This window comes from Streptomyces sp. NPDC058758 (genome assembly GCF_042746075.1).
GTDB lineage: Bacteria > Actinomycetota > Actinomycetes > Streptomycetales > Streptomycetaceae > Streptomyces.
In genome coordinates, this window is record NZ_JBHYPS010000015.1 from 59,455 (window position 1) to 86,020 (window position 26,566).

At 73.2% G+C, this 26,566-nt stretch carries 23 protein-coding genes, 1 tRNA gene and 1 pseudogene; 13 read left to right on the top strand and 12 right to left on the bottom strand.

Going from position 1 to position 26,566, the window contains the following annotated elements; genetic code table 11:
• Window positions 1-48: 48 nt before the first annotated feature.
• From ACFW6A_RS19750 to ACFW6A_RS19760, 3 genes are all read right to left on the bottom strand, one after another.
• A complete protein-coding gene (locus tag ACFW6A_RS19750) occupies window positions 49-1,332 on the bottom strand; it encodes a PP2C family protein-serine/threonine phosphatase (protein ID WP_386641657.1) in 1,284 nt (427 codons plus the stop codon).
• 410 nt (window positions 1,333-1,742) lie between these two features.
• Complete coding sequence (locus tag ACFW6A_RS19755; RefSeq protein ID WP_386477632.1) at window positions 1,743-2,801, bottom strand: C40 family peptidase; 1,059 nt, start codon at window positions 2,799-2,801, stop codon at window positions 1,743-1,745.
• A 280-nt stretch (window positions 2,802-3,081) separates the two neighbouring features.
• The gene (locus ACFW6A_RS19760) at window positions 3,082-3,885 is read right to left on the bottom strand and encodes a class I SAM-dependent methyltransferase (protein WP_386477629.1); all 804 of its coding nucleotides are present in this window, start codon (window positions 3,883-3,885) and stop codon (window positions 3,082-3,084) included.
• 823 nt (window positions 3,886-4,708) lie between these two features.
• Here ACFW6A_RS19760 and mshA point away from each other — a divergent pair.
• Both mshA and ACFW6A_RS19770 read left to right on the top strand, forming a co-directional pair.
• Window positions 4,709-6,079: a D-inositol-3-phosphate glycosyltransferase gene (gene mshA / locus ACFW6A_RS19765; protein ID WP_351844100.1), complete on the top strand. Its 1,371-nt coding sequence runs from the start codon at window positions 4,709-4,711 to the stop codon at window positions 6,077-6,079.
• Window positions 6,072-6,638, top strand: a pseudogene (locus ACFW6A_RS19770) (YbjN domain-containing protein); the annotation flags it as partial. The gene mshA and the pseudogene ACFW6A_RS19770, both read left to right, overlap by 8 nt.
• Here ACFW6A_RS19770 and ACFW6A_RS19775 read toward each other — a convergent pair.
• A complete protein-coding gene (locus ACFW6A_RS19775; protein ID WP_386641660.1) occupies window positions 6,619-8,049 on the bottom strand; it encodes an MDR family MFS transporter in 1,431 nt (476 codons plus the stop codon). The pseudogene ACFW6A_RS19770 and the gene ACFW6A_RS19775 overlap by 20 nt on opposite strands.
• Window positions 8,050-8,174: 125 nt before the next feature.
• Here ACFW6A_RS19775 and ACFW6A_RS19780 point away from each other — a divergent pair, with 125 nt between their 5' ends.
• Window positions 8,175-8,933 carry a phosphoglyceromutase gene (locus ACFW6A_RS19780; protein WP_351844096.1) on the top strand — a complete coding sequence of 253 codons (759 nt, stop codon included), beginning with the start codon at window positions 8,175-8,177 and terminating at the stop codon, window positions 8,931-8,933.
• Between the two features lie 67 nt (window positions 8,934-9,000).
• Here ACFW6A_RS19780 and ACFW6A_RS19785 read toward each other — a convergent pair whose 3' ends face one another.
• Complete coding sequence (locus ACFW6A_RS19785; protein ID WP_351844094.1) at window positions 9,001-11,280, bottom strand: VCBS repeat-containing protein; 2,280 nt, start codon at window positions 11,278-11,280, stop codon at window positions 9,001-9,003.
• 253 nt (window positions 11,281-11,533) lie between these two features.
• Window positions 11,534-12,067: a hypothetical protein gene (locus ACFW6A_RS19790; protein WP_351844092.1), complete on the bottom strand. Its 534-nt coding sequence runs from the start codon at window positions 12,065-12,067 to the stop codon at window positions 11,534-11,536.
• 133 nt (window positions 12,068-12,200) lie between these two features.
• On the opposite strand from ACFW6A_RS19790, the gene ACFW6A_RS19795 reads away from it, so the two are divergent.
• Complete coding sequence (locus tag ACFW6A_RS19795) at window positions 12,201-12,668, top strand: GNAT family N-acetyltransferase (RefSeq protein ID WP_351844090.1); 468 nt, start codon at window positions 12,201-12,203, stop codon at window positions 12,666-12,668.
• 72 nt (window positions 12,669-12,740) lie between these two features.
• On the opposite strand, the gene ACFW6A_RS19800 is transcribed toward ACFW6A_RS19795, so the two are convergent.
• Together ACFW6A_RS19800 and phoU are read right to left on the bottom strand one after the other, a co-directional pair.
• Window positions 12,741-12,893, bottom strand: a complete 153-nt coding sequence (locus ACFW6A_RS19800; protein WP_351844088.1) for a hypothetical protein — start codon at window positions 12,891-12,893, stop codon at window positions 12,741-12,743.
• Window positions 12,894-13,076: 183 nt separating this feature from the next.
• On the bottom strand, window positions 13,077-13,757 hold the full coding sequence (phoU, locus tag ACFW6A_RS19805; RefSeq protein ID WP_189950981.1) for a phosphate signaling complex protein PhoU: 681 nt from the start codon (window positions 13,755-13,757) through the stop codon (window positions 13,077-13,079).
• Window positions 13,758-14,044: 287 nt separating this feature from the next.
• Here phoU and ACFW6A_RS19810 point away from each other — a divergent pair, with 287 nt between their 5' ends.
• Window positions 14,045-15,274 carry an ATP-binding protein gene (locus ACFW6A_RS19810; protein ID WP_351844230.1) on the top strand — a complete coding sequence of 410 codons (1,230 nt, stop codon included), beginning with the start codon at window positions 14,045-14,047 and terminating at the stop codon, window positions 15,272-15,274.
• On the top strand, window positions 15,271-15,951 hold the full coding sequence (locus ACFW6A_RS19815; protein WP_043226173.1) for a response regulator transcription factor: 681 nt from the start codon (window positions 15,271-15,273) through the stop codon (window positions 15,949-15,951). Before ACFW6A_RS19810 ends, ACFW6A_RS19815 begins: the two co-directional genes overlap by 4 nt.
• A gap of 127 nt (window positions 15,952-16,078) precedes the next feature.
• Here ACFW6A_RS19815 and ACFW6A_RS19820 read toward each other — a convergent pair whose 3' ends face one another.
• Window positions 16,079-16,717 carry a DUF461 domain-containing protein gene (locus ACFW6A_RS19820; protein WP_351844086.1) on the bottom strand — a complete coding sequence of 213 codons (639 nt, stop codon included), beginning with the start codon at window positions 16,715-16,717 and terminating at the stop codon, window positions 16,079-16,081.
• A 679-nt stretch (window positions 16,718-17,396) separates the two neighbouring features.
• Between ACFW6A_RS19820 and ACFW6A_RS19825 the strand changes: the two genes are divergently transcribed.
• The 6 genes from ACFW6A_RS19825 (at window position 17,397) to ACFW6A_RS19850 (ending at window position 23,586) form a co-directional block, all read left to right on the top strand.
• The gene (locus ACFW6A_RS19825) at window positions 17,397-17,879 is read left to right on the top strand and encodes a CarD family transcriptional regulator (protein ID WP_003953493.1); all 483 of its coding nucleotides are present in this window, start codon (window positions 17,397-17,399) and stop codon (window positions 17,877-17,879) included.
• A 286-nt stretch (window positions 17,880-18,165) separates the two neighbouring features.
• A complete protein-coding gene (ispD, locus tag ACFW6A_RS19830) occupies window positions 18,166-18,915 on the top strand; it encodes a 2-C-methyl-D-erythritol 4-phosphate cytidylyltransferase (RefSeq protein ID WP_351844084.1) in 750 nt (249 codons plus the stop codon).
• The gene (ispF, locus tag ACFW6A_RS19835) at window positions 18,905-19,420 is read left to right on the top strand and encodes a 2-C-methyl-D-erythritol 2,4-cyclodiphosphate synthase (RefSeq protein ID WP_351844082.1); all 516 of its coding nucleotides are present in this window, start codon (window positions 18,905-18,907) and stop codon (window positions 19,418-19,420) included. The genes ispD and ispF overlap by 11 nt, the downstream gene beginning before the upstream one ends.
• A 73-nt stretch (window positions 19,421-19,493) precedes the next feature.
• Window positions 19,494-20,891 (top strand): cysteine--tRNA ligase, encoded by a 1,398-nt coding sequence (gene cysS / locus ACFW6A_RS19840; protein WP_351844081.1) that lies wholly within the window; start codon window positions 19,494-19,496, stop codon window positions 20,889-20,891.
• Window positions 20,892-20,980: 89 nt separating this feature from the next.
• On the top strand, window positions 20,981-21,937 hold the full coding sequence (gene rlmB, locus ACFW6A_RS19845; RefSeq protein WP_351844079.1) for a 23S rRNA (guanosine(2251)-2'-O)-methyltransferase RlmB: 957 nt from the start codon (window positions 20,981-20,983) through the stop codon (window positions 21,935-21,937).
• A 107-nt stretch (window positions 21,938-22,044) separates the two neighbouring features.
• Window positions 22,045-23,586, top strand: coding sequence for a DoxX family membrane protein (locus ACFW6A_RS19850; protein WP_351844077.1), 1,542 nt, complete (start codon window positions 22,045-22,047; stop codon window positions 23,584-23,586).
• An 80-nt stretch (window positions 23,587-23,666) separates the two neighbouring features.
• On the opposite strand, the gene ACFW6A_RS19855 is transcribed toward ACFW6A_RS19850, so the two are convergent.
• From ACFW6A_RS19855 to ACFW6A_RS19865, 3 genes are all read right to left on the bottom strand, one after another.
• Complete coding sequence (locus tag ACFW6A_RS19855; protein ID WP_351844075.1) at window positions 23,667-24,383, bottom strand: nucleotidyltransferase family protein; 717 nt, start codon at window positions 24,381-24,383, stop codon at window positions 23,667-23,669.
• A gap of 46 nt (window positions 24,384-24,429) precedes the next feature.
• Entirely contained in the window at window positions 24,430-24,846 is a 417-nt protein-coding gene (locus ACFW6A_RS19860) for a hypothetical protein (RefSeq protein WP_351844073.1), read from the bottom strand.
• A 213-nt stretch (window positions 24,847-25,059) separates the two neighbouring features.
• Entirely contained in the window at window positions 25,060-26,157 is a 1,098-nt protein-coding gene (locus ACFW6A_RS19865; protein ID WP_351844070.1) for a sn-glycerol-3-phosphate ABC transporter ATP-binding protein UgpC, read from the bottom strand.
• Window positions 26,158-26,423: 266 nt separating this feature from the next.
• Between ACFW6A_RS19865 and ACFW6A_RS19870 the strand changes: the two genes are divergently transcribed.
• Window positions 26,424-26,497, top strand: a tRNA-Thr gene (locus ACFW6A_RS19870).
• The last annotated feature ends 69 nt before the right edge of the window (window positions 26,498-26,566 follow it).

Genomic DNA, 26,566 nt, shown 5'->3' on the forward strand with positions numbered 1-26,566 from the left:
GCGGCGGGGACGCGGAACGCGGAAGCGCACGGGCGGGGCCCGGGGACTCTATCCCCGGGCCCCGTCCCGTTCCAGGGCCAGCAGGGCCACGTCGTCCGTCAGCTCGCCGCCGTTCAGCGCCCGGGCCTCGGCCATCGCCGCCTCCAGGAGCGCCTCGCCGCGCAGGCCGCCGGTCAGCTGCCGGTTGATCATGTCGACCATGCCGTCCTGCCCGAGCCGCGGTGAGGCCGGGCCCGCCGTCCGGCCCTCGATCAGACCGTCCGTGTAGAGCAGCAGGCTCCACGCCCCGCCGAGCTCGACCTGCCGGCGCGGCCAGCGGGCGCGCGGCAGCAGTCCGAGGGCCGGGCCGCCGTCCTCGTACGGAAGGAGCCGCGCGGCGCCGCCCCGCTGGGCGACGAGCGGCGCCGGGTGGCCGGCCAGGCACAGGCCGGCGCGGCGGCCGTCGGGCGCGATGTCGACCGTGCAGAGGGTCGCGAAGATCTCCTCGCTCTCCCGCTCGTGTTCCAGGACCTGCTGGAGGGTGGAGAGCAGCTCGTCCCCGCACAGCCCGGCGAAGGTCAGGGCGCGCCAGGCGATCCGCAGCTCGACGCCGAGGGCGGCCTCGTCGGGGCCGTGGCCGCAGACGTCGCCGATCATGGCGTGGACGGTGCCGTCCGGGGTGCGGACGACGTCGTAGAAGTCGCCGCCGAGCAGCGCGCGGGACCGGCCGGGGCGGTAGCTGGCCGCGAAGCGGAGGTCGGAGCCGTCCAGCAGCGGAGTGGGCAGCAGGCCGCGCTCCAGGCGGGCGTTCTCCTGGGCGCGCAGCCGGGACTCGGCGAGCTTCACCTTGGCGGCGTCGTTGCGCTTGCGCTCGACCGCGTACCGGATGGCGCGGCTCAGCAGCCGTCCGTCCAGCTCCTCGCGGAAGAGGTGGTCCTGGGCCCCGACGCGCACCGCCTCGGCGGCCAGTTCCGCGTCGGCGGAGGGCGCGAGGGCGAGGACGGCGTGGCGGGGGGCGAGGCGCAGGATGTGCCGCAGCGGGGCGAGCGGGTCCTCGTCGGCCGCCGTCCGGGGCACGGGCAGCGAGAGGTCGACGAGGACGCAGTGGACGTCGTCGGTGAGGAGCCGCTCGGCCTCGGTGAGGTTGCGGGCGGTACGGATGCGTATCCGGGTGCCGGCGGCGCCCGCGGCGTCGAGCAGTTCGGGCACGGCGAGGGCACCCGCCGGGTCGTCCTCGACGACCAGGAGGGTGAGGTCGGTGCGGTCGCGGTCGGCCGCCGGCGCGGGGGCCGCGGCGGGGCCTGTGCCTGTTCCTGTGCCTGTTCCTGTGTCTGTCACAGCGGTGGCGTCCATGGCGGTGGTCTCGCCTTGCCCCGCAGCAGAGACGATTCTCTGGCGCGGTACGGATACGGGCATCGGTTCGGGTTTCCTTCCCTCCCCCGAGGGTGCGCCGGGCGCCGGGTGGCGTCCCGCCCGTCCGGGACCATAGCGGCAGTGCGGCGCCCGGCGGAATGGCGATCACTCCGCGGGCGCCCGCGGCTTCCTTGGCATATGCCGCGGAAGGGGAGGTAGTTGCGCCTCCGACGGGCGCGGGCGCCCCCCGGCCCCATGAGAAAGGTCACTCGGCCCGGATGTGTCAGGTCGGGACGGGGAGTGGGGGCGGGGGGCGGGCCCGCCGTCCCGCTCCGGGTGGCGGGCCCACCGCCCGGCTTCGGGGGCGAGTGGTGGCGCCGCCGCCCGGGGTGGGCGGTGGGAGGGCGGGGTCAGCGGGGGCGGACGATGCCGAGGATCTCCATCGAGCCGGCGCCGGCGACGGTCACGTTCCGGCCGGGCCGGGGTGCGTGGACCATCTTCCCGTCGCCGATGTACATGCCGATGTGGCTGGCGTCCTTGTAGTAGACGATCAGGTCGCCGGGCCGCATGTCCTTCGGCTGCACGCGGGGGAGGAGCCGCCACTGCTCCTGCGAGGTGCGCGGGATGCGCTTGCCGGCGGCGGCCCAGGCGGACTGGGTCAGGCCGGAGCAGTCGAAGGAGTCGGGGCCCTCGGCCCCCCACACGTACGGCTTGCCGACCTGGGCGAGGGCGGACTCGATCGCCTTGCGGCCCTCGGGGGTGGCCTCGGCGCTGAGTTCGGCGAGGATGCCGGATCCGACCCACTTCGTCTGCGCCCGCTGCCGGGCCAGCTCCTCCAGGCGGCGCAGCCGCTCGCGCTCCTCGGCGGCGAGCTCGCTCTCCAGCTTCTTCGCCGCGTCGATCTTGGCGTTGATCTCCTTCTTCGCCTCGGCCTGCCGGACCCGGTCGGCCTCCAGCTTCGTCCAGTTGTCGCCGGCCTCCGTGGCGTAGGTGTTCAGCTCGGCCTGGGCGCGGGAGAGTTCGCCGATGAGGTCGCTGGTGGCCTTGGCGCCCTCGTGGAGCCGGCCGGCGGTGTCGAGGAAGAGCTGAGGGTCGCCGGTGAGGGCGAGTCGGGCGCTCTCGGGGATGCCGCCGTTGCGGTACTGGGCGCGGGCGGTGGCGCCGGCCTGGGCCTTGAGGGTGTCGATCCGCTCGCGGCCGCTCTCGATCATGCGGGCGAGCCGGACGATCTCGGCGGACTGCGTCTCGGCGCGCTCCTCCGCGAGGTTGTACGCGTCGGTGGCGGCGGCCGCCTGGCGGTACAGCGCGTCGATCTCCGTGCGGACCTGTTCGAGGGTCTTCTTCGGCGGGGGCGGCGGCAGCGGGGCGGCGCCGGCCTGGAGGGTGAGCGCGGGTGAGGCCAGGAGGGCCAGGGCGCAGGCCGCGGTGAGCGCGGCGGCGGCGTACGGACGTCGGCGTCGTCGGTTCACTGGAGTCCCCCTCGTGGCCCGGGCGTCCCTCCCTGGCCACTTTCTGATTTACCGTCAGTAACTTGTGTGGTCCTGGCGATAGTGCCACGTGGAAACGGAAAACGACAGGTACCCCACCAGAGTGACGGTCGGTGAGGTGCTGACGTTCCCGTTCCACGGTGACGGGGGAGAGAGGCGGGCCGCCGGAGTTCCCTCGGAGTCCTCCCGGAGTCCTCCCGGAGTCCTCCCGGACACGCGCCCGTCACCCGCCCCGGGGGCCGGAGCCTTCCGGTCCCGCCCGTCACCCGCCCCGGGGCGCCAGCGCCTCCCAGCGGACCGTGACCTCGCCCTGGCGCCAGCGCTTCGGGCCGTCCGCGACCGGCCAGTCCGCCGCCAGGTCGCGGACGGAACGGATCCAGCGCTGCCGGGCGCTCAGGGAGGCGTACGGGGCGGCGGCCGCCCAGGCGCGGTCGAAGTCCCGGAGGAAGGCGTGGACGGGTTCGCCCGGCACGTTGCGGTGGATCAGCGCCTTCGGGAGGCGCTCGGCCAGGTCGGAGGGGCGGTCGAGGGAGCCGAGCCGGGTCGCGAGGGTCACCGTGCGGGGCCCGTTCCGGTCGAGCGCCACCCAGACGTGCCGCCGCCCGATCTCGTCGCAGGTCCCCTCGACGAGCAGCCCGCCGGGGGCGAGCCGTCCGCACAGCCGCGCCCACACCGCCGCGACCTGCTCCTCGTCGTACTGGCGCAGCACATTCGCCGCCCGGATCAGCGCGGGCGCGCCCGGCACCGGCACCTCGAAGCCGCCGTGCACGAAGGCGAGCCCCTCGTGCCGCTCCTCGTACGGCTTCGCCGCCTCGACCCGGGCGGGCTCGATCTCGATCCCGTACAGCAGCGTGCGGGGCTCGGCGGCGCGCAGCCGGGCGAGGAGCTCCACGGCGGTCCAGGGAGCGGCGCCGTACCCGAGGTCGACGGCGACGGGCGGCTCGGGGGAGCGGCGCAGGGCGGGCCCGTGGACGGCGGCGATCCAGCGGTCCATGCGGCGCAGCCGGTTCGGGTTGGTGGTCCCGCGGGTCGGGGTGCCGACGGGGCGGGTGGTGCGCGGGGCCATGCGAAGAGGATACGGAGGGGCGCGCGGCGGCGGAGGAGGGGAGCGGGCGACTCCCGCCCGGGCCCGCTGCGCCGCCCGGGCCCGCTGCGCCGCCCGGGGCCGGCGGCGCTGCGCGGGGCAGGCGGCGCTGCGCGGGGCGGGCCCTGCGTGAGGCGGGCCCTGCGTGAGGCGGGCCCTGCGTGGGGTGGGCCCTGTATGGGGCGGCTGTCCCGTGTGGGGCGGCCCCTGCGTGAGGCGACCCCTGGCGCGGCCGTCCCCGGCCCGGGAGGACGGGCGGCTCGTGTGCGGCGGGCCCTGCGTGAGGCGGCCCCTGCGTGAGGCGGGACCCGCGTGGGCTCGCGGCTCCGCGTGGGCTCGGGCGACCTCCCGGGCGGGCCCGGCGGTCCTGTGTGCGGTCGGCTGACCCCGAGTGGGCCCCGTGGTCCTGCACGGGCCCGACGGCTCCGCGTAGGGCCGGGGTCCCGTGTGGACCCGACGGCGCCACGCACACCCGGGGCCCGCGTGAGCCCGGTGGCGCCGCGTGCGGCCGGCCGATTCCCGCCCTGGGCCTGGTGGCCTCGCCGTACGCGCCCGCTCCCGCCGTACGCGCCCGCCCGCCCCCCCCCCCCGCACACCCACGCCCCGCCCCACACGCCCCACCCCCCCCCGCACACCCCACCCCCCGTACACCCCCGCGTGGCACTCGCGTAATGAATTGGCAAAGCGCCGGGCGTGGCGGAAATGAAAGGGGGCGTTCCGGTGTTGTGCGGGGTGGAGGACGTGTACCGCGTCCTCCGCCTGTCATGTCCGCACGCCAGGCCCCTCTCGCGGAAGGACCGCCGACGTGAGCCAGTACGTGTCCCGGTTCGCCGGCACCCGGCACCGGCACCCGGCAGCGCCCTCCCGGCTCCGGCTGCCGGGGCGCCACCGGACCCCCCGCCGGGTGGCGATGCTCTCCGTGCACACCTCCCCGCTCCACCAGCCGGGCACCGGCGACGCGGGCGGCATGAACGTCTACATCGTCGAGCTGGCCAAGCGGCTCGCCGCCATCGACATCGAGGTGGAAGTCTTCACCCGGGCCACCACCGGCGGCCTCCCCCCGGTGGTCGAGCTGGCCCCCGGCGTCCTGGTGCGGCACGTCGACGCGGGCCCGTACGAGGGGCTGGCCAAGGAGGAGCTGCCGGCCCAGCTCTGCGCCTTCACCCACGGCGTGATGCAGGCGTGGGCGGGCCACCGCCCCGGCCACTACGACCTCGTCCACTCGCACTACTGGCTCTCCGGCCACGTCGGCTGGCTCGCCGCCCAGCGGTGGGGCGTCCCGCTCGTCCACGCCATGCACACCATGGCCAAGGTCAAGAACGCCTCGCTCGCCGAGGGCGACACCCCCGAGCCCGCCGCCCGCGTGATCGGCGAGACGCAGATCGTCGCCGCCGCCGACCGGCTGATCGCCAACACCACCGAGGAGGCCGACGAGCTGGCCCGCTTCTACGAGGCGGACCCCGGCAAGATCGCCGTCGTCCACCCCGGGGTCAACCTCGACCGCTTCCGGCCGGCCGACGGCCGGGCCGCCGCCCGCGCCCGCCTCGGGCTGCCGCGCGACGCCTTCGTGCCCGTCTTCGCCGGCCGCATCCAGCCCCTCAAGGCCCCCGACGTCCTGCTGCGCGCCGCCGCCCTGATGGTCGACCGCGACCCCTCGCTGCGCTCCCGGATGGTGGTGCCGGTCGTCGGCGGCCCCAGCGGCAGCGGCCTCGCCAAGCCGGAGGGGCTCCAGAAGCTCGCCGCGAAGCTGGGCATCGCCGACCTGGTGCGCTTCCACCCGCCGGTGGGCCAGGAGCGGCTCGCGGACTGGTTCCGGGCCGCGTCGGTCCTCGTCATGCCCTCGTACAGCGAGTCCTTCGGGCTGGTCGCGATCGAGGCGCAGGCGGCCGGCACCCCGGTCGTCGCGGCGGCGGTGGGCGGTCTGCCCGTCGCCGTACGGGACGAGCGGACCGGCTTCCTGGTGCAGGGGCACGACCCCGCCGACTACGCACGCGTGCTGGACCGTTTCGCCGCCGATCCCGAACTCACCGCCCGGATGGGCGCGGCGGCCGCCCGCCACGCCGGGTCCTTCGGCTGGGACACGGCCGCGTCGGCCACCGCCGACGTGTACACGGCCGCCATGCACGACCACCGGCAGCAGGCGCAGCACCGTCGCGTACGCTCCCACCATGGCTGACCCCCAGGACGCTCAGGACGCCCAGAAGGCCCAGCAGGCCCCGACCGCACCCCGGACCGCCGAGGGCACGCCCACCGAGGCGGAGCGGGCCAGGCGGATCGTCGAGGGCACGTTCGACGACGCCGAGCTGGAGTGGGAGAGCCCCGAGCCGGGTTCGTACGTGGTCAAGCTGCCCGGGACGCGCAAGCTGTTCACCACGCTGTCGCTGAAGGTCGGCCGCCACTCCCTCTCCCTCAACGCCTTCGTCGTCCGCCACCCCGACGAGAACGAGGCCGGCGTCCACCGCTGGCTCCTCGAACGGAACCTCAGGCTGTACGGCGTGGGGTACGCGATCGACCCCCTCGGCGACGTCTACCTGGCCGGCAGGCTTCCGCTGGCCGCCGTCACGCCGGAGGAGCTGGACCGGCTGCTCGGCTCGGTCCTGGAGACGGCGGACGGCGACTTCAACACGCTGCTCGAACTCGGCTTCGCGTCGGCCATCCGGCGGGAGTACGCCTGGCGGGTCTCCCGGGGGGAGTCGACGCGGAACCTGGACGCGTTCAGGAGCTTGACGCGGGAGACGGCTTCTCCTGAGCCTGCGCCTGCATCTGATCCTGCATCTGTGCCTGCATCTGGGGCTGCGCCTGCACCTGAGGCCGCGTCGGCGCCTTCGCCGCAACGGGACTGACGTCCTCCCCGGCCCCGACCACGGCCCCCACCACAGCCCCGGCCCCGGTCGTCGTCCCCGCCTCCGCCTTCCTCTCCGTCTCCGGCTCCTCCTCGCCCAGCGCCCTGCGCAGCCGCAGGGTGTAGCCGACGGCGGCGAGGGCGCCGATCGTGAAGGTGCCGGCCCACAGCACGTCCGAGCCGGGCCCGTCGACGATCGCGCCGGCGAGGATCGGCGCGACGAAGCCGGCCACCGCCCACGACATGCCCATCACGCCCTGGTAGCGGCCCCGCGCGTGCTCCGGCGCGAGCCGGGCGGTGGCGGCGGCGTTCGTCGGCACGTGGACCATCTCGCCCACCGTCCACACGACGACGGTCGCGGCGAAGGCGACGGACGAGCCGGCCAGCGCGGTGGCGCCGGTGCCGACGGCGAAGAGCAGCGAGGAGACGGTCAGCAGGACGACCGGCGACCGCCGCTCGGTCACCTTGTTGACCAGCAGCTGGAAGCCGACGATCACGATGCCGTTGACGGCGATCACCATGCCGTACGAGGACGGCGGGAGGCCCTGCTCGGCCATGGTCAGCGGCAGGCCGATCCAGGGAGCCGTGAAGACCACGCAGACCAGCAGGTTGAGCAGGACGAGGGTCCGGAAGGGCGCGTCGCGCAGCACGTCGAGCATCGACACCCGCTCGTCGGCCGGCTTCCCCCCGCCCTTCGCCGCCGCCCGCTCCGGCCGCGTCTCCGGCAGCCGCAGGAAGACGATCACGGCGCACAGGGTGGTGGCGACGGCGTCGACGAGGAAGAGGGTGCGGTAGCCGAGGAAGGCGGCGGCGCCGCCCGCGATGGAGGCGACGGCGAAACCGAGGTTGAGCGCCCAGTAGTTGAGGGCGAAGGCGCGGCGCACGTCGTCGGCGGGCACCATGTCGGAGATCGTCGCGTTGATCGACGGCCGCACGGCCTGCATCGCGACGCCCATCAGCAGCACGACCAGGGCCACGCCCCAGGCGCTGGTGACGAAGGCGAGCGCGGCGGCGCAGGAGGCGGCCGCCAGGTGCATGGTGATCATCGTGGGGCGGCGGCCCCAGCGGTCGGTGAGGACGCCGCCGAGCGGGGAGCCGGCGACGCCGCCGAGACCGTGCAGGGCGACCACGAGGCCGGCGAACCACGCGGAGTGGCCGAGTTCGATCGTCAGGTAGAGGGAGAGGAAGGTCAGGACGAAGGCCCCGGTCCGGTTGACCAGGGTCGACAGCCAGAGCCACCAGAAGCCCTGCGGGAGGCCGGAGACGGTGGCCCGCGCCGATCGTCTGAGCGAAGCGATGGACATGTGTGGCCGGCCCCCTGCGTGTGTAAGTCCCTCTGGCAGCCCTCGAAACTTACGCATCTCGGCTGGCGGACGCCAGCGAATTGACGACGCGCGTCAATCGTCAGCGGTCCATTAGGCTCGTACGCATGGCCGACGCACCGTACAAGCTGATCCTCCTCCGCCACGGCGAGAGCGAGTGGAACGAGAAGAATCTGTTCACCGGATGGGTGGACGTGAACCTCACCGCGAAGGGTGAGAAGGAGGCGACGCGCGGCGGCGAGCTGCTCAAGGACGCCGGCCTGCTCCCCGACGTGCTGCACACCTCCCTCCAGAAGCGCGCCATCCGCACCGCGCAGCTCGCGCTGGAGTCCGCGGACCGCCACTGGATCCCGGTCCACCGCTCCTGGCGCCTGAACGAGCGCCACTACGGTGCCCTCCAGGGCAAGGACAAGGCCCAGACCCTCGCCGAGTTCGGCGAGGAGCAGTTCATGCTGTGGCGCCGCTCGTACGACACCCCGCCGCCGCCGCTCGCCGACGACGCCGAGTACTCCCAGGCCGACGACGCCCGCTACGCGACGATCCCGCCGGAGCTGCGCCCGCGGACCGAGTGCCTCAAGGACGTCGTCGAGCGCATGCTCCCGTACTGGTACGACGGCATCGTCCCGGACCTCCTCGCCGGCCGCACGGTCCTGGTCGCCGCCCACGGCAACAGCCTCCGCGCCCTGGTGAAGCACCTCGACGGCATCTCCGACGCCGACATCGCGGGCCTCAACATCCCCACCGGCATCCCGCTCTCCTACGAGCTGGACGAGAACTTCAAGCCCCTCAACCCCGGCGGCACCTACCTCGACCCGGAGGCCGCCGCGGCCGCCATCGAGGCCGTCAAGAACCAGGGCAAGAAGTAACCCCGACCCACGAAAGGGCCCCCCGCCGGCGGAACGGTCGCTGGTGGGGGGCTCTTTGGGGTTCGGGTCAGGAGATGTGGTTGTAGGCGGGCTGGTCGGTCAGGACGGGGCTGGCGACGCGGGGGCCGAAGGGCTTCCGGTAGTCGCCGGTGCCGGCGTAGAAGTAGGCCGTCTTGTTGGGGCCGTACGCGAACAGGTCGGGCCGGCCGTCCTGGTTGGCGTCACCGATGCCGATGGTGTCGGTGTACGCGCCCCAGCCGCCGCCGATCTGCTTGCGGGCGGTGAAGGTGCCGTCGCCCTTGCCGAGGTAGAGCCAGAGGACGCCGTCCTTGTCGCGGGCGATCAGGTCGCCGCCGGCGGCGCCGCCGATGTCGCCGGTGAGGGTGATCTGGTTGTAGATCCCCCAGCCGCCCGTCCCGATCTTCTTCCGCGCGGCGAAGGGGGTGGAGACGTTCCCGGTGCCCTTGTAGAACCACAGGGCGCCGGCCTTGTCGGTGGCGACCAGGTCGGGGCGGCCGTCGCCGTTCAGGTCGCTGCCGCCGGTGAGCTGGGCGTACGTGTTCCAGCCGCCGCCGATCTGCTTGCGGCCCGCGATCTTCGTCGTGTAGCCGGTGCCGGTGACGTCGTACAGCCACAGGTAGCCGTTCTTGTCCCGGGCGACGAAGTCCGCCGCGCCGCCGCCGACGCCGCCGATGGTCTCGATCCGGTCGTAGATCCCCCAGCCCGGGCCGATCTGGGCCGTCCTGTCGAGCACGAGGGTCTTCCGGTCGGCGGCGTACTCGGTGTCGGCCCGCCACAGCACGCCCGCGGTGTCACGGGCCAGCAGGTCGGGGCTGCCGTCCCAGTCGAGGTCGTGCGGGGAGGAGGCGTTCTTGACGGCGGTGAAGCTGCCGGAGGCCTTCAGGTCCGGGCCGACGCCGTTCTGCGGACGGGCCGTGAACGACCAGTCGTACGCGCCGACTTCCGCGTCCTTGCCCATCGGGGACTCGGCCGCGATCTGCGCCCAGGTGATGCCGAAGGTGTCGTCGCCGTAGTAGTACTCGCTGCCCGCGGACTCGCTGTAGAGGTGCAGCGTCTTCGAGAAGGACTTGCCGGTCGCGCGGTGCGTGATCGTCAGGTCGACGTCGGCGTTCTCCCGGGTCAGCTTCCACTTCAGCGGGACGGGGGAAGCGACGTCGAAGGGCTGCGGGATCTGCGCACCGAGGTAGCCCAGCGCCACCGGGAGCCCGGTGACGGCGACGGCCTCGGCGGCCGGCGTGCCGTCGGCGCCGATCGAGATCCGGAAGAGCCCGTCGCCCTGCTCGACGGTGCCGCCGCGCACGAACACCGTGTTGTCGGGGCCGGGCTGGGCCTCCCCGTAGGCGTAGTCGAGGAGCTTGACCGTCCGGCCCGTGGTGAGGGACTTCGCGGTGAGGGGGACCTGCGGCCTCGAGTCGCCCGTCCCGCTGCCCTCCAGGGTCCCCCAGGTCCCGTACAGCTGCCACGAGTCCAGCAGGCCGACGACCATGCCCCGGTCCTCGTCGAGACCGAAGTCGATCATGGTCTCCGCGCCGGTGGCGCGGTCCCGGGCGTAGACCTTGCCCCCGGCCAGGTCGTGCTCCCAGACCAGGTGCGTGGCGGAGAACGCGGGCTGGCCGGCGTAGTAAGGGAGCCGGTGGACGGGGACGGCCTCGGCGGCGGCGAGGTCCACCATGGCGAGCTCACGTTCCCACGACGTTCCCTCCTTCAGGGAGTACGACAGGAGGACCGATCCGTCGCGGGCCGGGGTGGAGCGGATGCTCTGGGCCCCTGCCGGGACGCCTTCGACCTTCCGCTGGGTGAGGGCACCGCCGGTGCTGGTGACCAGGCGCAGCTCCACGGTGCCGTCCGTCTTCGTCGCCTGCGCCAGGATCGTGTCCTTGGAGACGGCCTTGACGTAGGTGGCGCCGATCGGGCGCAGGTCCATCGTGACGGTCCCGCCGCCGGGGGCCATGTCGTGGAGCTGGATGACCAGGGACCGGGCGGGGGACGTTCCCCGGCCGGTCATGATCACGTCGGTCCCGGTGGAGTCGCCCACCGGCGCGTCGATCGTGGTGACCGATCCGTCCGCGAACCGGGTCCACCGGAGCACGTACTTGCTGTCCACCCTCGCGGAAAGCAGGAAGCCGGTCTTCCCCACGGCGACGGGAAGTCCGGTGCCCGCCGAGTACGCGACGGGCGCCGTCGCCGTCCCCGCCTCGGCCGTCACGGCGGCGGGCAGGGGGGCGGCGGTGGCCGGGACGGTCAGGGCGCCCGCGCCGAGGGTGACGGCGAGGACGGTGGTGATCGCGGCGGAGACACCCCGACGGCTCGTGCTGACGGAGATCAAAGGTTCCTCCTGGAAGATCGGGTCGACGCCCGTCGCAGCAGGCGCCGACCGGTCAGACTCCCGTTCGAATCGAAGGGTTGTACGGGGAGCGAAGAGGAGGGGACGGGGAGGGAACGGGGCGGGGGTGGGTGCGGGGGGAGGAGGGGGAGGGGAGAGGCGGGGGAGGAGCGGCCCGGGGGATGGACGGGCGACGGCCCGGAGACCGCCCGGAGACCGACTGGGGGCGGTGGGGGACCCGGGAAGGGGCCGGGGCTCAGTGCTCCTGGCCGCCGCCCGCCGCCTCGTCGCAGGCGCGGTCGCGGAAGTCGTCCAGGGAGCTGGTGTGGGTCTCGTCGTCCAGGGTGTAGCGCACCTGGCCGGGCTTCAGACGGGCCAGGTCCTCCGGGGTGAAGCGGACGGGGGTGGCCGACCAGGAGCCGTCCTCGGTCCAGCCCGCGAGGCGGTAGCCGCGGCCCTTCTCCAGGCGCTCCGCCTGCGTCTGGGGCGTCCACCGCTCCGCCGCAGGCGCGCCCGCCGTCTGGAGGAGCGGCCAGGAGGTGAAGCCGGTGACCGGGCCGTCGTGCCGCCAGTCGCCGGTGACCTCCCGGGACTCCTTCGGCGCGTCGTCGGGGTAGAGCATCGCGCCGTCGACGTGGTCGTGGCACATCAGGAGCACGCCGAGCGGCGTGCCGTCCTCCGCCACCGAGACCCCCGCGAGCCCCGCGGGCGCGGGCGAGCAGCCCGTGAGCAGCAGCGCGGCCGTCCCGGCCGCCGCCGCTGTCAGGAGGGTCGCTCGCGCGGAGGGCATGGCGGCAATTCTGGCGGGCGGAGACGGCGATGCCCAGGGGTGACCCACGGTAATCCGAGGTGGAGGGGGGCCGGGGGCGTACGGGGGGATATCCGCGCGCGCCGGAGCCGGGCCGCTCGCTACCGTCCCGCACATGACACGATCACCGCGCCTGGAGCCGGTCACCCCCGCCACCGTGGACGCCGCCCTCGCCCTGCGCGTCCACCCCCACCAGGAGAAGAACGTCGCGCCCGTCGTGAAGTCGCTGGCGGAGGCGTACGCGTACGGAGAGACCGCCTGGCCCCGGCTGGTCTTCGACGGTGACCGGCTCGTCGGCTTCCTCATGGCCTTCCTCGACGTCGTCTGGGACGAGGAGGGGGACCCCGCCGACCGGCGCAGCGGGCTGTGGCGGCTGAACATCTCCGCCGACGCCCAGGGCGAGGGGTACGGACGCTTCGCCGTGGACGCCCTCGCGGAGGAGCTGCGCCGGCGCGGGGCCGGACGGATGTACGTGACCTGGGAGCCCGGCGAGGACGGGCCCGGCGACTTCTACCGCCGGCTCGGCTTCCGCACCACCGGCGAGCGGAGCGGCGGTCAGGTCGTCGGCGTGCTCGACCTGTGAGGACGCGCGTGCTGTGAGGGCGCGCGTGAGGGAGGGGAGGGGCCGCCGGCCCCTCCCCTCCCTTCCGCTCCGTCAGCCCGAGCAGCCGCCGCACTGGCACGGCGCGCCCGACTGGCAGCCGCAGCCGCAGCCCGAGCCGCAGCCGCACGCGCCCAGCACCGGAAGGTGCGCCGGCTCGTGCGGGGTCTGCGCCGGGGACTCGTTCGTGGTGGGGGAATCGGCCATGGGGTCCCTCCCTGACGGGACGCGGATCGTCCCTCGTCCCCCATTCCATGCCCACCGGGACCGGCGCATCAACGGCGCACGGGAGCCCCGCGCGCCAAAGCGCCCCCGTGCGCCCTGCGCGCCCCCTCCCGCCGGGGCACCCCGCGACCGCGCCCCCTCGCGCCGGTCCGCCCGGCTCCGCGCCTACGCGCCCTCGACCGGGGCGTCCTGCGGCTGGAGCTCGTCCGCGTGCTCGCCCGTCACCAGGTAGACCACGCGCTTGGCCACCGACACCGCGTGGTCGGCGAACCGCTCGTAGTAGCGGCCCAGCAGCGTCACGTCGACGGCCGTCTCGATGCCGTGCTTCCACCGGTCGTCCATCAGGTGCTGGAAGAGCGCCCGGTGCAGCAGGTCCATCTCGTCGTCGTCCTGCTCCAGCTGCATCGCCAGGTCGACGTCCTTGGTGATGATCACCTCGGCGGCCTTGGCCATCAGGCGCTGCGCGAGCTGGCCCATCTGCAGGATGGTCGCGTGCAGGTCGTTGGGGACCGCGCGGTCCGGGAAGCGCAGCCGGGTCAGCTTGGCCACGTGCTGGGCGAGGTCGCCGGACCGCTCCAGGTCGGCGCTCATGCGCAGCGAGGTGACCACGATCCGCAGGTCCGTCGCCACCGGCTGCTGGCGCGCGAGCAGAGCTATCGCCCGCGCCTCCAGGTCGTGCTGGAGGTCGTCGACCTTCTGGTCCGCGGCGATCACGCTCTCCGCGAGCTTCAGGTCCGCGTCGAGCATCGCCGTGGTGGCGCGCCCGATCGCCGACCCGACCAGGCGGGCCATCTCGACCAGGCCCTCGCCGATCGAATCAAGTTCCTCGTGGTACGCGTCCCGCATGGATGTCCCTCTCTCCGGCAGTGCTCGTCTTCTACACAGGGTTCTTCAACAGGGGATGGCCGCTCTCCGGCCCCCACGCTCCCACGTTCGGCCCCCTGTGCGTCCGGCTCCATCCCCTCGTGTGAACCGCCCCTGGCCTCCAGGTGAACTCTGGGCGACGCGGGCCCCCGCCCCTTCCGGGGCAAGTGAACCGGCCCCGTCCCCAGGGTGAACTCTGAGCGACGAGTGTTCGAGCAGCCACTCGGACGGCTGGGAGAGTGTCCGTGACCACGCATAACCTGGACGGCATGGACGTGAACGCGGCGGTCGCCGCATTGGCAGCGATCGCCGGAGTGTGCACCGGCGTGATCGCCATGCTGGCGTTCCGCTGGAGCGAACGCGACCAGGCGCGACCCACCCGTACCTCCCTGCACACCGACGCCGTGCTGCCGCCCGGCGTCGACACCGTGCTCTCCGTGCTGCGCTCCTCCGCGGTCGTGCTCGACGAGAGCGACTCCGTGGTGAAGGCCAGCTCGGCGGCGTACGCCCTCGGGCTCGTCCGCGGCGGGAAGCTGGCCGTGGAGCCGATGCTCAACATGGCCCGGGACACCCGCAGGGACGGGGAGATACGGCAGGTCGAGCTGGACCTGCCCCGGCGCGGCGGCGGGCGCGGCGAGGCCCTCGCGGTCTCCGCGCGCGTGGCCCCGCTGGGCTCCCGGCTCGTGCTGCTCCTGGTCGAGGACCTGACGGAGGCCCGCCGCATCGAGGCCGTGCGGCGCGACTTCGTCGCGAACGTGAGCCACGAGCTGAAGACGCCGGTCGGGGCGCTCTCCCTGCTCTCCGAGGCCGTCATGGACGCCTCGGACGACCCCGAGGCCGTCATGCGCTTCGCGGGCCGGATGCAGATCGAGGCGACCCGGCTGACCAACCTGGTCCAGGAGCTCATCGACCTCTCGCGGGTGCAGAACGACGACCCGCTGGAGGACTCCGAGCCGGTGTCCGTGGACGAGCTGGTCGCCGAGGCGATCGACCGCTCGCGGCACCCGGCCTCCACCAAGCAGATCACCATGGCCTCCGGGGGCTCGCCCGACCTGTTCGTCTGGGGCAGCCGGGGCCAGCTCGCCGCGGCCCTCGGCAACCTGGTCGAGAACGCCGTCAACTACTCGCCGGCCCGGACCCGCGTGGGCATCGCAGCCCGCCGCGTCGCGGCCCCCGGCGGGGACCTCATCGAGATAGCCGTGACCGACCAGGGCATCGGCATCCCGGAGAAGGACCGCGAGCGGATCTTCGAGCGCTTCTACCGCGTCGACCCGGCACGCTCGCGTGCCACCGGCGGTACGGGGCTCGGGCTCGCGATCGTCAAGCACGTGGCCGCCTCGCACGGCGGAGAGGTCACGGTGTGGAGCACCGAGGGTCAGGGCTCCACCTTCACCCTGCGGCTGCCCGAGGCGGGCTCCGCCAGGGACCGCCGGACCCCCGCCTCCCTCACCCCCGATCTCATGACCGAACCGCTTCCCGCACCGGAGGTCCTTCCGTGACCCGAGTCCTTGTCGTCGAGGATGAGGAATCCTTCAGCGACGCCCTGTCGTACATGCTCCGCAAGGAGGGCTTCGAGGTCGCCGTGGCGGCGACCGGGCCCGACGGCCTCGACGAGTTCGAGCGCAACGGAGCGGACCTCGTCCTCCTCGACCTGATGCTGCCGGGCCTGCCCGGCACGGAGGTCTGCCGGCAGCTGCGCGGGCGCTCCAACGTCCCGGTCATCATGGTGACCGCCAAGGACAGCGAGATCGACAAGGTCGTCGGGCTGGAGATAGGAGCCGACGACTACGTGACGAAGCCCTTCTCCTCCCGCGAGCTGGTCGCCCGCATCCGCGCGGTGCTCCGCCGGCGCGGCGAGCCGGAGGAGGTCACCCCGGCGGCCCTGGAGGCCGGCCCGGTCCGCATGGACGTCGACCGTCACGTGGTGACCGTCGGCGGCGGCAAGATCGACCTCCCCCTGAAGGAGTTCGACCTCCTGGAGATGCTGCTGCGCAACGCGGGCCGCGTCCTCACCCGCATGCAGCTCATCGACCGGGTCTGGGGCGCCGACTACGTCGGCGACACCAAGACCCTCGACGTCCACGTCAAGCGCCTGCGCGCCAAGATCGAGCCGGACCCGGGCGCCCCGCGCTACCTGGTGACGGTCCGCGGCCTGGGCTACAAGTTCGAGCCGTAGAGAGCGGCGGAGAGCCGTGGAGTGCCGTAGAGAGTAGAGAGCGGCCGTATGCGGGAAGGGGCGCCCCCGGGTGGGGGCGCCCCTTCCGGGCGTTTCGGCGGCTCGGCCGCTCGGCGTTCCGGCAGGCTCAGTGGCCGGCCGTCGGGCTCGCCTCGCCGGCCTCGGTGCCGTGCTCGCCGGAGCCCTCCGCGCCGTGCTCGCCGGCCTCGGCCGTGGCCTCGGCGGTGGGGGAGGCGGACGGCGGGAGCGGGATCTCGGACGGGCCGAAGTCCTTGAAGTAGCTCGTGGAGGGGACCACGAAGGCGCTCAGGGCGACGTCGCCGGTCTCGCTCAGCTTGAAGACGACCTTCTGCGCGTCGCCGTTCTTGGCCGCCTCGTGGCCGTTCTCGATGGTGGCGGTGGCGTTGCCCTCGCCGCCGATGACGACGGAGCCGCCGGCGGGGACGACGACCGGGCCGGCGCCCTTCGCGGACTTCAGGACGACCGACGCGTTGCTGCCGGGCAGGCTGATCGACTCCAGCGTCTGCGGGGCGCGGCCGTTGTTGAAGACGGTGGCCGAGACGACGGCCGGGCCCTTGGCGCCGGGCGTGGGCTGGGTGATGACGAGCGCGTTCTGGATCTTGACGTCGTCCACCGTGACGGCGGCGTTGTCCGGCCGGATGCCGAGCGTCTGGGCGTCGTTGCCCGCACCGCAGGCGGACAGCGCGGCGATCGAGAACACGATGGCGGTGGCGGCGAGAGCGCCGCGTCGAAGGCTGCGGCTCACGGCGGCGGCAACTCCTAGGACGTACGGACGGAAGAAGGACTAAGGACCAGCTAAAGGTGCGTCAGCGCGCTTAGGTTACCGAGCCTGACTCTCCGTCCCGCACCCGACCCGCCCCTTAGCGCCCGGCACCCCGCCGGACGCCGCCCCCGGCACCCCGCAGGGAGCCGTGCCGGACGCCGCGCCCGGCACCCCGCCGACCGCCGTGCCCCCGGATCCGTGGGACACGCCCGCGCGCGGTCCGCGCGTGGCCGGAACACATCCCATTGGCCCGGCGTTCACATAACCGACGTGATCAATTCCGGCGGTCGCGTCGCATTCCGCATCGCTTCCCTTACGGAAAAGCACGGACGGGTCGCCCGCTGATCAATTCCGGATTCTTGACGTGATCACTCCGTACGGGTGGTCGATCCTCGAACGGAGTACGTGAAGAGGGCCACTGTGGACCTGACGAACCAGGACATAACGCCCGCTCCGGCAGGTCCCGGATGTGTGTAACGTGCGCGTTTCTCTCCGTCGACGCAGCCGCTCCGACCTGCGAATACCGCCTTCCGGAAGCCCTCCGCAGCACGCGGGCGACGCACTTGTCAAGCCCCGAGATATGCCCTGACCTGCGGAAACGCCATTCAGAAGAAGCAGTTTCCGTGTTACCCTGGATAGCCACGGAAGGGGTACCTGTCACATGACGTTCAAGGTTGGCGACACCGTGGTCTATCCCCATCACGGGGCCGCGCTGATCGAGGCCATCGAAACTCGCCAGATCAAAGGCGTGGACAAGACCTACTTGGTGCTCAAGGTCGCGCAGGGCGACCTGACGGTTCGCGTGCCGGCGGACAACGCGGAGTTCGTAGGCGTGCGCGACGTTGTCGGGCAGGACGGGCTGGACCGGGTCTTCGAGGTGCTGCGCGCGCCGTACGCCGAGGAGCCGACGAACTGGTCCCGCCGCTACAAGGCGAACCTCGAGAAGCTCGCCTCCGGCGATGTCATCAAGGTCGCCGAAGTAGTCCGCGACCTGTGGCGACGCGAGCGTGAGCGCGGTCTCTCCGCAGGTGAGAAGCGCATGCTCGCCAAGGCTCGGCAGATCCTGGTGAGCGAGCTGGCGCTCGCCGAGAACACCAACGAGGACAAGGCCGAGGCCCTCCTCGACGAGGTGCTCGCGTCCTGACGCATGGCACCGGCCATGCCAGCAGCAATGCCGCGGTGCCCGTCGACGCGCTGTGAATCCCGGACCCACGTCCCGGATCCCGCAGTGCCGTCGCCGGGCACCGCGGCATGTCCGTCTCCTCTGTGCTTCCCTCCCCAAGAGCCCCACGAGTCGTGCGACGTACGGCGGCTCGCACGGCGACGCCTCGACCGTCGTCACGGAAAGGGCCCGGTCGAGGCGTCGCGTCTCAGCCTCCTCACGCCATACCCACGTCGCCCGCGGAAACAAACCTGCCGGAGTGCAACCGATGTCAGACGAAGCGCGTCCTAGCCGTACCGCCGTGGTGATCCCGGCCGCCGGGCGGGGCGTACGCCTCGGTCCGGGCGCCCCCAAAGCGCTGCGCGCGCTGAACGGGACCCCCATGCTCGTCCACGCCGTCCGCGCGATGGCCGCCTCCCGCGCGGTCCGGCTCGTCGTCGTGGTCGCCCCCGCCGACGGCGTCGCCGAGGTCAAGCACCTCCTCGACGACCACGCCCTCCCCGAGCGCACCGACTACCTCGTCGTCGCCGGCGGCGACACCCGCCAGGAGTCCGTCCGCCTCGGCCTCCAGGCGGTCCCCGAGGACGTCACCACCGTCCTCGTCCACGACGCCGCCCGCCCCCTCGTGCCCGTCGACACCGTCGACGCCGTCATCGAGGCGGTCCGCGACGGCGCCGTCGCCGTCGTCCCCGCGCTGCCCGTCGCCGACACCGTCAAGGAGGTCGAACCGGCCGGCCGGCCCGGCGACCCCGAGCAGGTCGTCGCCACACCGGTCCGCGCCCGCCTCCGCGCCGTCCAGACCCCCCAGGGTTTCGACCGCGCCACCCTCGTCGACGCCCACGCCACCGTCGCCCTCGCCGGCGAGGGCGCCACCGACGACGCCGGCATGGTCGAGAAGCTCGGCGCCCCCGTCGTCGTCGTCCCCGGCCACGAAGAGGCGTTCAAGGTGACCCGCCCCCTCGACCTCGTCCTCGCCGAGGCCGTACTCGCCCGCAGGAGGGCCAACGATGGCTTCTGACCCGCAGTCCGCCCCCACCGCCCCGCTGCTCCCGCTCGTCGGCGTCGGCACCGACGTCCACGCCTTCGAGCAGGGTCGCGAGCTCTGGTGCGCCGGCCTCCTCTGGGAGGACGAGGAGTACGGCCTCGCCGGCCACTCCGACGGCGACGTCGCCGCCCACGCCGCCTGCGACGCCCTCTTCTCCGCCGCCGGCATCGGCGACCTCGGCGCCCACTTCGGCACCTCCCGCCCCGAGTGGTCCGGCGCCTCCGGCGTCACCCTCCTCGCCGAGGCCGCCCGGATCGTCCGCGCCGAGGGGTACGAGATCGGCAACATCGCCGTCCAGGTCGTCGGCGTGCGCCCCAAGATCGGCAAGCGGCGCGACGAGGCCCAGAAGGCGCTGAGCGAGGCGGCCGGCGCCCGCGTCTCCGTCTCCGGCACCACCACCGACGGGCTCGGCCTGACCGGACGCGCCGAGGGCCTCGCCGCCCTCGCGACCGCCCTGGTCTACCCGGTGGCGCGCTGACACCCGGGAAAAACGTGCCCCGCGACCGGGAATCGGTCGCGGGGCACCACCACGCGCCCACTACCCTGGACCCGTGACTATTCGCCTGTACGACACCAGCGCCCGGCAGATCCGTGACTTCACCCCGCTCACGCCGGGCTCCGTCTCGATCTACCTCTGTGGCGCCACCGTCCAGGCGGCCCCGCACATCGGGCACATCCGGTCGGGGCTGAACTTCGACATCATGCGCCGCTGGTTCGCCTACCGCGGCTACGACGTCACGTTCGTCCGCAACGTCACCGACATCGACGACAAGATCATCGCCAAGGGCCGGGACCAGGACCGCCCCTGGTGGTCGATCGGCTACGAGAACGAGCGCGCGTTCAACGCCGGCTACGACGCCCTGGGCTGCCTGCCGCCCACGTACGAGCCCCGCGCCACCGGCCACGTGCCCGAGATGATCGAGATGATGCGCGGTCTCATCGAGCGCGGTCACGCCTACGAGGCCGACGGCAGCGTCTACTTCGACGTCCGCTCGTTCCCCGGCTACCTGGAGCTCTCCAACCAGGACCTGGACGACCTCCGCCAGCCCGACGAGGGCGTCTCCGGCAAGCGCGACCCCCGCGACTTCGCCATGTGGAAGGCGACCAAGCCGGGCGAGCCCGACTGGGAGACCCCGTGGGGCCGCGGCCGTCCCGGCTGGCACCTGGAGTGCTCGGCCATGGCCCACAAGTACCTCGGCTCCGCCTTCGACATCCACGGCGGCGGCCTCGACCTGATCTTCCCGCACCACGAGAACGAGATCGCCCAGGCCAAGGCCTTCGGCGACGAGTTCGCCCGGTACTGGGTGCACAACGCCTGGGTCACCATGAGCGGCGAGAAGATGTCGAAGTCGCTGGGCAACAGCGTCCTCGTCTCCGAGATGGTGAAGAACTGGCGCCCCATCGTCCTGCGCTACTACCTGGGCACCCCGCACTACCGCTCGATGATCGAGTACAGCGAGGAGTCCCTGCGCGAGGCCGAGGCCGCCTTCGGCCGCATCGAGGGCTTCGTCCAGCGCGCCACCGAGAAGGCCGGCCGGACCGTCGCGCCCGCCGCCGAGGTGCCGCCGGCCTTCGCCGAGGCCATGGACGACGACCTCGGCGTCCCGCACGCGCTGGCGATCATCCACACCACCGTCCGCCAGGGCAACAGCGCGCTGGGCGCCGACGACAAGGACGAGGCCATCGCCCGCCTCGCCGAGGTCCGCGCCATGCTCGGCGTCCTCGGCCTGGACCCGCTCGACCCCCGGTGGGCCGAAGGGTCCGGCGGCGGCGAGGAGCTCCACGGCGTCGTCGACACCCTGGTCCGCCTCGTGCTCCAGCAGCGCGAGGCCGCCCGCGAGCGCAAGGACTGGGGCACGGCGGACGCCATCCGCGACCAGCTCACCCAGTCCGGCCTGTCGATCGAGGACGGCCCCGACGGCCCCCGCTGGACCATCGCCGGCAAGTAGGACACCCCGATGATGTGCCGCCCGGAGCCCCGGGCGGCACACTTCACTTACAGACTTCCGCACGTACGCCAGAGGAACAGGTAGCAGTCATGGCCGGGAACAGCCAGCGCAGGGGACGTCGCACGTCCAACAAGAAGGGCGCGACGATCGGCAGCGGTGGCAAGCGACGCCGCAGCCTGGAGGGCAAGGGCCCGACGCCGAAGGCCGAGGACCGCAAGGGCCACAAGGCGTTCCGCGTCTCCAACGCGATGGCCAGGAACGCGGCCAAGCGCAAGCCCGTCGCCCGCCGCGGCGGCAAGGGCCAGTCCGAGATGGTCGTCGGCCGCAACCCGGTCTTCGAGGCGCTGCGCGACGGCGTGCCCGCCACCACCCTCTACGTCCAGCAGTTCATCGACAACGACGAGCGCGTGCGCGAGGCCCTCAACCTCGCCACCGGCCGCGGCAACATCAACATCATGGAGGCGCCGCGCCCCGAGCTGGACCGGATGACCAACGGCCTCAACCACCAGGGCCTCGTCCTCCAGGTCCCGCCGTACGAGTACGCGCACCCCGAGGACCTCGCCGCGGCCGCCTACGACGACCACGAGGACCCGCTGATCGTGGCCCTCGACGGCGTCACCGACCCGCGCAACCTCGGCGCCGTCGTCCGCTCCGTCTCCGCCTTCGGCGGCCACGGCGTCGTCGTCCCCGAGCGCCGCGCCGCCGGCATGACCGCGGGCGCCTGGAAGACCTCGGCCGGCACCGCCGCCCGCACCCCGGTGGCCCGCGCCACCAACCTGACCCGCTGCCTGCAGGAGTACCAGAAGGCCGGCCTCACCATCGTCGGCCTCTCCGCCGACGGCGACACCGAGGTCCACGAGCTGGAGGCCCTCGAAGGCCCCGTGGTCATCGTGGTCGGCTCCGAGGGCAAGGGCCTCTCCCGCCTCGTCGGCGAGAACTGCGACTTCCTCGTCCGGATCCCGATGCCCGGTGGCGCCGAGTCCCTCAACGCCGGTGTCGCCGCCGGCGTCGTGCTCTACGAGGCGGCCCGCCGCCGCATGGCCTGACCGTCCGCCTGACCCGTACGGGTGAGGCACCCCGGCTGTGATCTTGACGGGTCTCGGACATTCCGAGCCCGTCAAGGCAGTGTCCTAACCCCGCGTCACTCGGTTAGATGAGTGTGGACACCAGAACGCCCCGGCCGGGGTTCGACGATCAGCCGGCGCTGAGCATGGTCAAGGTGGATTCCGATCCCGCCCAGGTGATCGTGAACCACGCCAGCTTCCGGGTGCGGCTCGCGCCGGCCCCGCAGCCGAAGTTCGCCGCGAACCCCCGCGTGGCCGCCCACGCGGGGGCGCCGCGCCGCCGCCCCGTCGTGTGGACCGGGAAGGCCACGCCGGGCGCGACCGGGCTCCTCCAGGCCGTGCGCGAGTCCTCGGCCGCCGCGGTCTCCACGCTGGAGCCGGCCACCCAGACCATCCCGCGCATCGACGACACGATGCCCACCCCCGTCGTGCCCGCCGAGGCGGCCGCCCCGCTCCTGCCGCCGATGCGGCGGGCCGAGGGTGCCTACGACGACGTGTACGAGATGCGGCCGGAGACGGCGGCGTACGACGAGGACCGCCCGGCGCCCCAGCGGCACGGCTCCGACCCCGTCCGGCACGCCTACTACCCGGGGCGCCGGATGAACCTCGGCGTGGTGCTGCTCCCGCTCCGCGTCTTCCTCGGCTTCATCTCCATCTACGCCGGCATGGGCAAGCTCTGCGACCCCGTCTACTTCGACGGCGGCGAGCGCGGCTCCATGGTGAAGTGGCTCACCCAGCTGCACCCGTGGCCGCTCGCCGAGCCACTGCGGGACTTCGCGCTCCAGCACCCGGTCGGCGCCGGACTGACCGTGGCCTTCCTCCAGGTCGTTGTCGGCGTCCTCACCGTCCTCGGCCTCTGGCAGCGGGTCGCCGCCGTCGTCGGCGCCCTGCTGTCCGCCGCGCTCATCCTCACCGTGAGCTGGCGGACCGTCCCCGTCTACGACGCGCCCGACATCATCTACCTGGCCGCCTGGTCGCCGCTGATCATCGCCGGCGCCCCCGTCTACTCCCTCGACGGACGCGTCGCCGGCGAGGCCTGGCGGACCCTCGGGCCGCGCGCCGAGCTGTGGGAGCTGCGCCGCCGGGTGGTGCGCCGCTCGACCCTCTTCGCCTCCGTGGTCGTCGGCCTCACGCTGCTGATCGGCTCGGTCCTCGGCGGCGCCGTCCGCTCCACCGAGATGGTGACCGTCCCGGGCCCGAACGACGACCCGATCAACCACCTGCCGGGCCAGCCGCTGCCGACCGAGCCCGAGAAGCGCCGCACCCCCTCCCAGTCGCCGCGCGGCGAGCGCCCCGAGCCGTCCGCCACGACGACCCGCGAGGCCCGCGGCGAGGAGCCCGAGGAGACCCGCGAGGCGAGCCGCCCGACCGAGACCGGCGCCGGCAGCTCCTCCCCGACGCAGGAGCGGCAGCCGACCGCGCCGCGCACCACCGGCGGCACCACCAGCGGCAGCCGTACGCCGACCCGGTCCGAGCCCGCGCCGCCGCCGTCCACCAGCGACACCCCGAGCACCACCGGCGGCACCACCGGTGACGGCTCCACCGGCTCGACCGGCGAGCAGCCGCCGGCCGAGGAGTCGACGACCGGCGGCGAGGCCCCGAAGAACCCGATCGGCGGCCTGCTGGGCTGAGCCCGGAGCCGTACCCGCACCACAGAGGCGGCACCGTCCCGGCGGGGACGGTGCCGCCTCCGTCGTGTGCGGGCGGCCGGTCAGTGGCCCTGCGCGGCGAGCTCCTTCGCGGCCTCCGTCAGGTCCTTGGCGGTGTCGATGGCCCTCCAGTACGCCCCCTGGGGCAGCGGGAAGCCGGCCAGGCGCTTCTCGCGGGCGAGCCGGGGGAAGGTGGTCCGCTCGTGGTCCCCGAGATCGGGCAGGAGCTCCGTGAAGGAGGGCGAGAAGACGTACACGCCGGCGTTGATGAGGAAGGGCGACGGCGGGGCCTCGACGAAGTCGGTGATGTGCCCGAAGGTGTCGGTCTCGACGGCGCCCCACGGGATGCGGGGGCGGGCCAGGGCGAGGGTGGCGGTGGCGTCCCGCTCGTCGTGGAAGGCGGCCATCTCGCGCAGCGAGAAGCGGGTCCAGATGTCGCCGTTGGTGGCGTACCAGGGGCGGTCCGGCGCGGGCAGGTGCGCGGCGGCGTACTTGAGGCCGCCGCCCCGGCCCAGCGGCTCGGTCTCGACGACCGTGGTGACCTTCAGGGGGAGGTCGGCCTCCTCCAGCCACTCCTGGAGGACCTCGGCGAGGTGGCCGCAGGAGACGACGGCGTCGGTCACGCCCTCGGCGGCCAGCCAGGAAAGCTGATGGCCGATGATCGGGGTCCCGGTGCCCGGGATCTCGACCATCGGCTTGGGGCGGTCGTCGGTGTAGGGGCGCAGCCGTGAGCCCTGGCCGCCCGCCAGGACCACGGCCTGCGTCGGAGTGGTGTGCATACGGGGAACGATAGGTGCCCCGCGGGCGCGGGCGCGGTGACCGCGCTCAGCTCGTCGCGCGCATCACGCCGGTCGCGTACGCGGTGTCGCAGACCGGGCGGGAGAAGGACTGGGCGCGGGAGGGGCCGTAGTGCTCGACGGCGGCGCGGCCGAGGGCGCGGGCGATCGACACGCAGTGCTCGGCGAGCGAGGGGCGGTGCTCGACCTCGCGCTGGAGGTGGGTGAGGGCGACGCCCGGGTCCTTCTCCTGGAGTTCGGCGAGGAGCCGGTCGCGCAGGACGTCCTGCGGGGCGCGCGACTTGGCGCGGGTGGAGACGTCCGCGGAGGAGGCGGTCAGCATCTGGCCGTCGGAGTCCTGGCCGGCCCACGGGACGGCGGACACCGCGAGCGTTCCCGACAGGACCAGGACGACGGGCAGGACGAGGGCGAGGGAGCGGCCGATACGGCGGGCAGTGTGCGTCACGCAGGCGAGCGTAGCGGCCGGTAGTGATATGGCGACATTTAGTCACTCTCGCGAGGGACGGTTCGACGCGGCTTTTCGAATCCGGTGTTGACGCCGGGCTCCGGGGAGGGCCCCGAATGCCGGGGTTTTCCGGGGTAAGCCCGTTTAAACGAACGACCCCGCGTCCGCAAGGGACACGGGGCCGTTCGCCACGGGCCGTTTCCGGCCCCGGACTCACTCGCTGATGCGCTGCTCCGTGGACTTGGAGAAGACGTGCAGCTCGCCGGCGCGCGGGACGACGTGCAGCGTGGAGCCCTTGGCGGGGATCTCGCGGCCGCCGACGCGGATGACGATGTCCTTGTCCTCGCCGCCGACGCGGGTCGAGCCGTAGACGAAGCCGTCGGAGCCCAGCTCCTCGACGACGTTGACGGTCACGGCGACGCCGTCCTTGCTCGTCGGGCCGGAGACGTCGAAGTGCTCCGGGCGGACGCCGACGACGACGGTGGTGTCGCCGTTGGCCGCGGCGGTGGCGAGCGCGTCGCGGGAGACCGGGACGACGCTGTTGCCGAACTTCACGCCGCCCTCGGTGATCGGGACCTCGATCAGGTTCATCGCGGGGGAGCCGATGAAGCCGGCGACGAAGAGGTTGGCGGGCTTGTCGTACATGTTGCGCGGGGTGTCGACCTGCTGGAGCAGACCGTCCTTCAGCACGGCGACGCGGTCGCCCATGGTGAGGGCCTCGGTCTGGTCGTGGGTGACGTAGACCGTGGTGATGCCGAGGCGGCGCTGGAGGCCGGCGATCTGCGTACGGGTCGAGACGCGGAGCTTGGCGTCGAGGTTCGACAGCGGCTCGTCCATGAGGAAGACCTGCGGCTCGCGGACGATGGCGCGGCCCATGGCGACGCGCTGGCGCTGACCGCCGGAGAGCGCCTTCGGCTTGCGGTCGAGGTACTCGGTGAGGTCGAGGATCTTCGCGGCCTCCTCGACCTTGGCGCGGATCTCGGCCTTGTTGACGCCGGCGATCTTGAGCGCGAAGCCCATGTTGTCGGCGACGGTCATGTGCGGGTAGAGCGCGTAGTTCTGGAACACCATGGCGATGTCCCGGTCCTTCGGCGGCAGGTGGGTGACGTCGCGGTCGCCGATGCGGATGGCGCCCGCGTTCACGTCCTCCAGGCCCGCGAGCATGCGGAGCGAGGTCGACTTGCCGCAGCCCGAGGGACCCACGAGGACGAGGAACTCGCCGTCCGCGATCTCGATGTCGAGCTGGTTGACGGAAGGCTTGGTGGCACCCGGGTAGATGCGGGTCGCCTTGTCGAAAGTGACGGAAGCCATGGTGATGTGTCCCTTCACCGGCAGGAACGTGCCGGACGATCCGAGTAAAGGAAGGATTGAGGTCTAGTCCACCAGGGTGAACTCCGCTCGACGCTACCCCGACGCCGTCCGGTCTGTCAGTAGGCGCAGACGAAGAGATTTCCGACGCCCGGTCAGACGCTCCGGCGGCGGACCGGCGGACGGCCGGGAACGGATCCGGAGTTCCTCGTGGGGGGAGGGGGCCGCTGTGTAGAGTGGGCGACGCGCGCGCGGCCCCGTGCGTGCCCGCCGCCTTAGCTCAGTTGGCTAGAGCGCTTGACTTGTAATCTTGAGGTCGTCGGTTCGATTCCGACAGGCGGCTCCGTACGACGAAGGCCCCGCCCCCCCCGTGTGGGGGGCGGGGCCTTCGCGGTACCGTGCGGCGCGCACC